Origin of the sequence: Streptomyces sp. E2N166 (assembly GCF_003671715.1) — a bacterium.
Classification (GTDB): Bacteria; Actinomycetota; Actinomycetes; order Streptomycetales; family Streptomycetaceae; genus Streptomyces; species Streptomyces thinghirensis.
Genome location: NZ_RAIF01000012.1, coordinates 47,029 through 54,559 on the forward strand (window position 1 = coordinate 47,029; position 7,531 = coordinate 54,559).

Annotated in this window: 6 protein-coding genes and 1 pseudogene; 2 read left to right on the forward strand and 5 right to left on the reverse strand. The window is 73.7% G+C overall.

Annotated elements, in window-relative coordinates:
- Positions 1 to 367: pseudogene (locus EBH09_RS07840) on the forward strand (nucleopolyhedrovirus P10 family protein); the annotation flags it as partial.
- Positions 368 to 449: 82 nt separating this feature from the next.
- Here the strand turns inward: EBH09_RS07840 and EBH09_RS07845 are convergent.
- The 3 genes from EBH09_RS07845 to EBH09_RS07855 form a co-directional block, all read right to left on the reverse strand.
- Complete coding sequence (locus EBH09_RS07845; RefSeq protein ID WP_121746327.1) at positions 450 to 1,253, reverse strand: enoyl-CoA hydratase/isomerase family protein; 804 nt, start codon at positions 1,251 to 1,253, stop codon at positions 450 to 452.
- A 158-nt stretch (positions 1,254 to 1,411) separates the two neighbouring features.
- Positions 1,412 to 1,633, reverse strand: a complete 222-nt coding sequence (locus EBH09_RS07850) for a helix-turn-helix domain-containing protein (RefSeq protein ID WP_003976983.1) — start codon at positions 1,631 to 1,633, stop codon at positions 1,412 to 1,414.
- A gap of 335 nt (positions 1,634 to 1,968) precedes the next feature.
- Positions 1,969 to 3,567: an ABC-F family ATP-binding cassette domain-containing protein gene (locus EBH09_RS07855; RefSeq protein WP_121746328.1), complete on the reverse strand. Its 1,599-nt coding sequence runs from the start codon at positions 3,565 to 3,567 to the stop codon at positions 1,969 to 1,971.
- Between the two features lie 301 nt (positions 3,568 to 3,868).
- On the opposite strand from EBH09_RS07855, the gene EBH09_RS07860 reads away from it, so the two are divergent.
- Positions 3,869 to 4,282 (forward strand): VOC family protein, encoded by a 414-nt coding sequence (locus EBH09_RS07860; protein ID WP_121746329.1) that lies wholly within the window; start codon positions 3,869 to 3,871, stop codon positions 4,280 to 4,282.
- Between the two features lie 247 nt (positions 4,283 to 4,529).
- Here EBH09_RS07860 and EBH09_RS07865 read toward each other — a convergent pair whose 3' ends face one another.
- A complete protein-coding gene (locus tag EBH09_RS07865; RefSeq protein WP_193776186.1) occupies positions 4,530 to 5,963 on the reverse strand; it encodes a hypothetical protein in 1,434 nt (477 codons plus the stop codon).
- Between the two features lie 180 nt (positions 5,964 to 6,143).
- A complete protein-coding gene (locus EBH09_RS07870; protein WP_121746331.1) occupies positions 6,144 to 7,271 on the reverse strand; it encodes an alpha/beta fold hydrolase in 1,128 nt (375 codons plus the stop codon).
- Between the last annotated feature and the right edge of the window lie 260 nt (positions 7,272 to 7,531).

Below are 7,531 nucleotides of genomic sequence, written 5' to 3' on the forward strand. Positions count from 1 at the left end.
CGACGTGGACCTGCGGGCGACGGCCCTGCTGGACGCGGCGACGGAGCCGTACCCGGAGCCGGCGCCCGGACGTGAGCCGCGGCGTCCCCCGGCCGCTCACCCCGGCGACGGTGACGAGGGCCGCGCGGCGGGCGCCGCGCTGGCGGTCCCGGGCGTGACCCGGCTGACGGCGACGCTGGGCCGTCCGGTGGACGTGACGGAGCTGCCGCGGGAACGGGCCGCGCTGCCGCGCCGCCATGTCCGGGTGGAGCTGGCGGTGGACGCGGAGCACCGGGCCGTGGAGGTGGCCCGGCGGGTCCGCGCGGCGGTGTCGGAGGCCCTGTCGGACCGTCCGTCGGTCGCGGTGCTGGTGACGGCGGTCGGCTGAGCCGGCCCGCCGGGACTGGCCCCGAGCCTCCCGGCCCGGCGGACCGTCGCGACGTGCCGGGCGGTCACCCGCGGCGCCCGGGCTACTCCCCGAGCCCGGCCAGGTCGCGCAGGCGGCGGGCCTGCGCGGCCCGCTCGGCGGCGCGCTGAGCCTCGTAGTCCCGGTGCTGGGCGCCCTGGAGCAGCGCCTTGGTCTCGATGACGGCGTCGCGCGGCGCGGCGAGGACCGCCGACGCCAGATCGCGCACGGCGCCGTCGAGCTGGTCCGCGGGCACGGCGAGGTTGGCCAGCCCGGTGTTCACGGCCTCCTCGGCCATGACGAAGCGGCCCGTCGCGCAGATCTCCAGCGCGCGGGCGTACCCGACCAGGGACACCAGGGGGTGCGTGCCCGTCAGGTCCGGCACGAGGCCGAGGCTGGTCTCGCGCATGGCGAACTGCACGTCCTCGGCGACGACCCGCAGGTCGCAGGCGAGGGCGAGCTGGAAGCCGGCCCCGATGGCGTGGCCCTGCACGGCGGCGACCGACAGGATGTCGCTGCGCCGCCACCAGGTGAACGCCGCCTGGTACTCGGTGATGGTCGCGTCCAGCTCGGCGTCGCCGCCCCGCGCGAGATCGATGAACGACGGTTCGCCGTCGAAACCCTCGGGGGTGAACGCCTGCCGGTCGAGCCCGGCGGAGAAGGACTTGCCCTCGGCCCGCAGCACCACGACTCGGACGGAGCCCGGCAGCAGCCGGCCGGCCTCGGTGAGCGCCCGCCACAGAGCTGGGCTCTGCGCGTTGCGCTTGTCCGGGTTGGTCAGCGTCACCGTGGCGATCGCGTCGTCGACGGTGAGCCGCACGCCGTCCTTGTCGAGTACGGGAGCGGGGTCGTGGGCGTGCGAAGCCATGGGGTGCCTCCGAAAGGTGCGGTCGTCGTCCCCGCCGCGCGCCGGCTGCGACGCCGTACGACGGCAGAGCTAAGTGACTGCACAGTAACCACCCGGACGGTCGGACGACCGGCCGGGTGGCCACCTTCACTTTCGGAGTCGAGGGGCCGCCCGGAACATCAGGCCGATGTGGCCTTTTTGCCCCGGGTAGCCCCGCCACGCCCTCGGAGCGTGACACCCGACTCACTGAGCATGCGGTGCACAAAGCCATACGAGCGGCCGGTCTCCTCGGCCAACGCCCGGATGCTCGCACCGGCGTCGTACTTCTTCTTCAGGTCTGCCGCGAGCTTGTCGCGCGCGGCGCCGGTTACCCGGCTGCCCTTCTTCAGAGTCTCGGCCACCCGGTCCTCCTCATGGGAAGTGCGCTCTGGTCTCCTCATGATCACCCCTCCAGGGCTCCATGGCCACCCATTCGGCAAGGTCGATGAGACAAGGTTGTGACGACAGGAGCGAGTCCCCACATGCGGAATCCGTTATTCCAGAGGATCACGTCCGTACCGCCGAACGGGTTTTTCCGCGAAGTTCCAGGTCAGAAAGGCGTCGCGGCCGGACCCCCGGCGTCAGGGGGTCCGGCCGCGAAATCGATGTAGGACACACCTCGTGATGAGGAGATCTCACACAGATGGTGGATCACGGATCGGCCGAATGATCCATACCCAGTGGATCATCCATTCGATCAAGCCAGGGCGACGAGGTCCGCGTAGTCGGCGCCCCACAGGTCCTCGACGCCGTCCGGAAGCAGGATGATCCGCTCCGGCTGGAGCGCCTCGACGGCGCCCTCGTCGTGGGTGACCAGGACGACCGCGCCCTTGTAGGTGCGCAGCGCGCCGAGGATCTCCTCGCGGCTGGCGGGGTCGAGGTTGTTGGTGGGCTCGTCGAGCAGCAGCACGTTGGCCGAGGACACCACGAGGGTGGCCAGCGCGAGGCGGGTCTTCTCGCCGCCGGACAGGACGCCGGCCGGCTTGTCGACGTCGTCGCCGGAGAACAGGAACGAGCCCAGCGTCTTGCGGACCTCGACGAGGTCGAGGTCGGGGTTGGCGGAGCGCATGTTCTCCAGGACGGTGCGCTCGGGGTCCAGGGTCTCGTGCTCCTGCGCGTAGTAGCCGAGCTTGAGGCCGTGGCCCTCGATCACCTGGCCGGTGTCGGGCTTCTCGACGCCGCCGAGGAGGCGGAGCAGGGTGGTCTTGCCGGCGCCGTTGAGGCCGAGGATGACGACGCGGGAGCCCTTGTCGATGGCCAGGTCGACGTCGGTGAAGATCTCCAGCGAGCCGTACGACTTGGACAGGCCCTCGGCCATCAGCGGGGTCTTGCCGCAGGGCGCCGGCTCGGGGAAGCGGAGCTTGGCGACCTTGTCGGACTTCCGCTCGGCCTCCAGTCCGGCCAGCAGCTTGTCCGCGCGGCGGGCCATGTTCTGCGCGGCGACGGTCTTGGTGGCCTTGGCGCGCATCTTGTCGGCCTGCGAATGCAGCGCGGAGGCCTTCTTCTCCGCGTTCTGCCGTTCGCGCTTGCGGCGCTTCTCGTCGGCCTCGCGCTGCTGCTGGTAGAGCCGCCAGCCCATGTTGTAGACGTCGATCTGGGAGCGGTTGGCGTCGAGGTAGAACACCTTGTTGACGACCGTCTCGACCAGGTCGACGTCGTGGGAGATCACGATGAAGCCGCCGCGGTAGGTCTTCAGGTAGTCGCGCAGCCAGACGATCGAGTCCGCGTCGAGGTGGTTGGTCGGCTCGTCGAGCAGCAGGGTGTCCGCGTCCGAGAACAGGATCCGGGCCAGCTCGATACGGCGGCGCTGACCGCCGGAGAGCGTGTGCAGGGGCTGGCCCAGCACCCGGTCGGGCAGGTTGAGCGCGGCGGCGATGGTGGCGGCCTCGGCCTCGGCGGCGTATCCGCCCTTGGTGAGGAACTCCGTCTCCTGGCGCTCGTACTGCTTGAGCGCCTTCTCGCGGGTGGCGCCCTGGCCGTTGGCGATGCGCTGCTCGTTGTCCCGCATCTTGCGGATCAGGACGTCCAGGCCGCGGGCGGACAGGACGCGGTCGCGGGCGAGCACGTCGAGGTCGCCGGTGCGCGGGTCCTGCGGGAGGTAGCCGACCTCGCCGGAACGGGTGACGTTGCCGGCGGCGGGCTGGCCCTCGCCGGCCAGGACCTTGGTGAGGGTGGTCTTGCCGGCGCCGTTGCGGCCGACCAGGCCGATGCGGTCGCCCTTGGCGATGCGGAAGGTGGCGCTTTCGATGAGGACGCGGGCACCGGCGCGCAGCTCGATGCCGGAGGCGGAGATCACGGACAGACTCCAAGGCGGGTGGTTGGCGGGATGGGCGGCTGAGGACGTTTCCCGCCGTCTAATGCGCGAGGAGAATGGCCATGGGGCCAGTCTAACGGGGCCATGCAACCGCTTTTGCCGGGATACGGAGTCCGCGGTCCCTTGTTCGGGGCTCCCGTGTTCGGGAGCGCGGGTCCGGGGCGTTGTCAGTGAGCGGTGCGAGACTGGGCGACAGGGTTGGATTTCCGTGTTTTTTTCCGGGCTTTGGGGATCTTCGCGGCATCCGCTCCTCCGGTTACCGGCTCACAAGGGAGTGATCGGCATGGCAGGCATGGACGGCGGGCGCCCGAGCGTCTACCCGACGCTGCTGTACGCGGACGCCAAGGCGGCGGTCCGGCAGCTCACCCAGGCCCTCGGCTTCACGGAACTGGCCGTGTACGAGGGCGAGGACGGCTCGGTGGCCCACGCCGAACTGGCCCAGGGCAACGGCGCGATCATGCTCGGCTCGAAGGGCACCGGCAGCCGCTTCGACGAGGCGATGAAGAACGCCGGTACGACGGGGGTGTACGTCGTGGTGACGGACGTCGACGCCCATCACCGGCGGGCGGTGGAACACGGCGCGGAGATCCTCATGCCCCCGACGGACCAGGACTACGGCTCCCGGGACTACATGGCCCGGGACCTGGAGGGCAACATCTGGAGCTTCGGGACGTACGCGCCGGAGATCCGCGGGTAGCCTCCGGCGGTTCGCTGCGGGCCCGGCCGGCGCGGAGTCGAGGGTGTTCCGGGGTCCGGGGCGGGCGGCCTCACGGGTCGGTGCACGGCCGCGACCGGTTCCCGGAGCCATGCACCGCGTACTCGTCGTCCGCGCGGAAGCGTCCCCACCGGTCGTGGGAGGGCCGGGGGACGTCTCGGGCGGCGGGGTCCCTCGGGCGGCCGGGGGCGCGCTGCCCCGGCCTCCGACCGAGGGTGCCCGGGTGTGGTCAGCTGCCTCCGGTGTGGACCTGGAAGGCTGCCCTGCGTACCGCCTTGGCCAGGGCCGGGTCCGGGTGCGCGGCGGCGAGGGCGACCAGGACCTGCACGGTGCGGGGGTGGCCGACGGCCCGGACCTCGTCCAGCAGGGCCGGGACGGTGGGCTGCACCGCGGACTCCAGGTGCCGCACGAGCAGCGGGGCCTCACCGTGGTCGGCGACGGCGGCCGCGGTGTCGACCCACAGCCACGTGGCCTCCTGGCGGGTGAGGACCTCGTGGGCGTCCTCGGGGTCGGCACCGTCGTGCTCGGCCAGCCACAGCAGGGCGTACGGCCGCAGCGTCGGCTCGTCGAGGACGGCGCGGACATCGGGCTCGGCGGGGGCGCCGACGACGCGCAGCGCCTCGAAGGCGAGGCCGCGCAGCAGGGCGTCCTCACCCCGGGCGGCGCCGAGCAGCTCGGCGACGGCGCTGCCGACGGGCCGGGCGGCGAGCCAGGCGCGGTACTCGGCGCGGGCGGCGTTCGGGCGGAGCTGGGCGCAGCCGCGGAGCATGTCCTCCGCCGACTGCTCGATGTTGCCGGCGGGGCTCTGCGCGGCGACGCAGATCTGCTCGAGCTTGACCCAGACCGCCCAGCTGCCGAGCGGAGTGAGCGTGGCGTGTCCGTCGCCGCAGGTGAGGGCGCCGACGGAGGAGAGGGCGTGCAGGGCCCAGTCGAGGAGGGGGGCGAGCGGGGTGTCGGCGGTGGCCTCCGGGAGCGGCGCGGCGGTGGCCGCGGCGGTCTGCGGCGTTCCGGGTTCGAGACGGGGGCCGTAGGGCACTTCGCAGCGCTCGGTGCGCAGTTCGGTGACGCGCTGCTCCAGCAGGTCCAGGAGTTGCGCCACCGGGACGGGCCCGGCGGACAGCTGGAGGAAGGAGAGCACCTGGGGCATCGCTGAGATGACCTCGGCCACGGCGGCGGGCTCCTGCCCGTCGGGCTCGGGGTGGGCCAGCGACCAGGCGTCGAAGAGGGCGACCCAGCCGCGCAGTACGGCGCTGTCGTCGCGGTTCCAGGCGCGCAGCCGCCAGCCCGGGCGGGCGCTGCCGCCGTGCACCTCGACCAGACCGGCGAGTCGGGCGGTGTCCCAGTCGGCGCGGACCTTGGCGATGGTCAGGCCCAGTTCCCGGGCCGCTTGGCCGGCGGTCGTGTCGGAGAGGGTGGCCTTGCCGTCGGCGGTCGCGCTGCCGCGGCCGGGGCCGAGGGCGGTGTCGGCCCAGCGGGCGACACGGGCCGCGCCGGCCAGACCGGAGCGCGCCATTCTGGCCAGCTCCGACCGGGCCGGTGTGCCCTCCGGGGGCCGGGGCGCGGCGCGGCGCGGACGCCGCTGGTTCATCGCTGGAGGGGCGGCGGCCAGGGGTCGCGGGCGGACGAGTCGAAGCCTGGAGTCGCGCGGGATACGGGACGTCACGGGTGCAGTCTTCCGGTTGACGGTCCGAAAACCCAAACGGAATGCCCCGGCGGGCGTCCGGGGCGGCGGACGCACGGGGCCGGGACGGCGTCGGGGCATCGGAACAGGCCAGTGGTACGGCACTAAACGGAACCGGAGCGGCGTGCCGTGGGCCGAGGGAGTGGCGGGGTCGCTGCGGGCTTACACCAAGGGGGTCATGAAGCGGCGCAGGGTCTCCTCGTAGTCGTCGGGGTCGGCGTTCCACATGGCGCCGTGCGGGGCACCCTCGACCGGGTGGAGGGCGACCAGGCGCGGGTGGGTGTCGGCGAGGCGGCGGGAGAACCGCCACGGGGCCACCACGTCGTCGGGGCCGTGGAAGATCAGGGTCGGGACCGCCGGGCGGTGCAGACCGGCGGTGTGGACGTCGCTGTCGGCGTGCAGTCCGGCGCGGCCCTGGGCGGCGCGGACGGCGAGCGGCAGCAGCGCGCCGGGGGTGCGGCGGGCGGTGGCCAGGGCGCGCAGGGTGGCCTCCCAGCTGAGCACCGGGGAGTCCAGCACGAGCCCCGCGATGCGCTCGCGTACGCCGGAGAGCGCGGCCGTGCGCAGGGCCATGGTGGCGCCGGTGGACCAGCCGAGCAGGACGACCTGGCGGGCGCCGTGGTCGACGGCGTAGCGGACGGCCGCGTCCAGGTCGCGCCACTCGGTCTCGCCGAAGTGGTGCAGTCCGTCCGGCGAGGGCGGGGCGCCGACGTCGCCGCGGTAGGCGAGGGCGAGCACCGGGACGTGCCGGCGGTGCAGGGGGGCCATGAAGTTCATGGCGTGTTCGCGGGTGGCCCCCAGGCCGTGCGCGGCGATGATCCAGGTCGGGCGGGAGCCGGGCAGGAACCAGGCCGGGAGGGGGCCGAGTTCGCCGGGGACCTCGACGTCGGCGTACTCGAGGTCGAGGGCGGTGCCCGGGTTTCCGACGTACAGGTTCGGGGTGAACCAGGCCCGGTCGCCGGCCGCGAGGGTGCCGTGTGTGACGCGTTCGAGGCGGCGGACGACGGTGTCGGCGCCGTGCTCGGCCGTGCCGAGGACCGGGCCGACCACCGCGTGCGAACCGTCACCGGCGAGGCCGTACCGGCCCGGGCGCAACGCGGCCAGGTCCCGGGTGAGGGTGATCTGCCCGGCGGCGGTGCCGTGCACGGTGAGCCGGGGTTCGGTGGGCAGGGGCCGGCCGGGAGACGCCTTGAGCGCGGCGTCGCTGGCGAGCCGGCCGGCGGCGACGCTCGCCGCACCGGCCGCCAGGGCCGCGGTGACGGCGGCGGCCGTCGCTGTGACAGTGCGCATGGGGCCAGTCTCCTGTTGGAGTCCTTGGGCGGCCAGTGGGCGGGCGGCGGGGGGTGACGAGCCCTCGTCGGCCGCCCGGTCGGGCCCTGAGTGAGCCATGAGTCGGTCCCGCTGCCGGTACCCCCGAAGCAGCGCGGTACGCGCTTCGCCGACGGCGGGTTCCACCGCGGGGTGCCGGCGGCGCGGTGCGCCGGGTGCCCGGGGCTTGCCGTCCCCCGCGCCGGAAAGCGTCGGCTGCCGGCCGTCGCGCCGGCGACCGT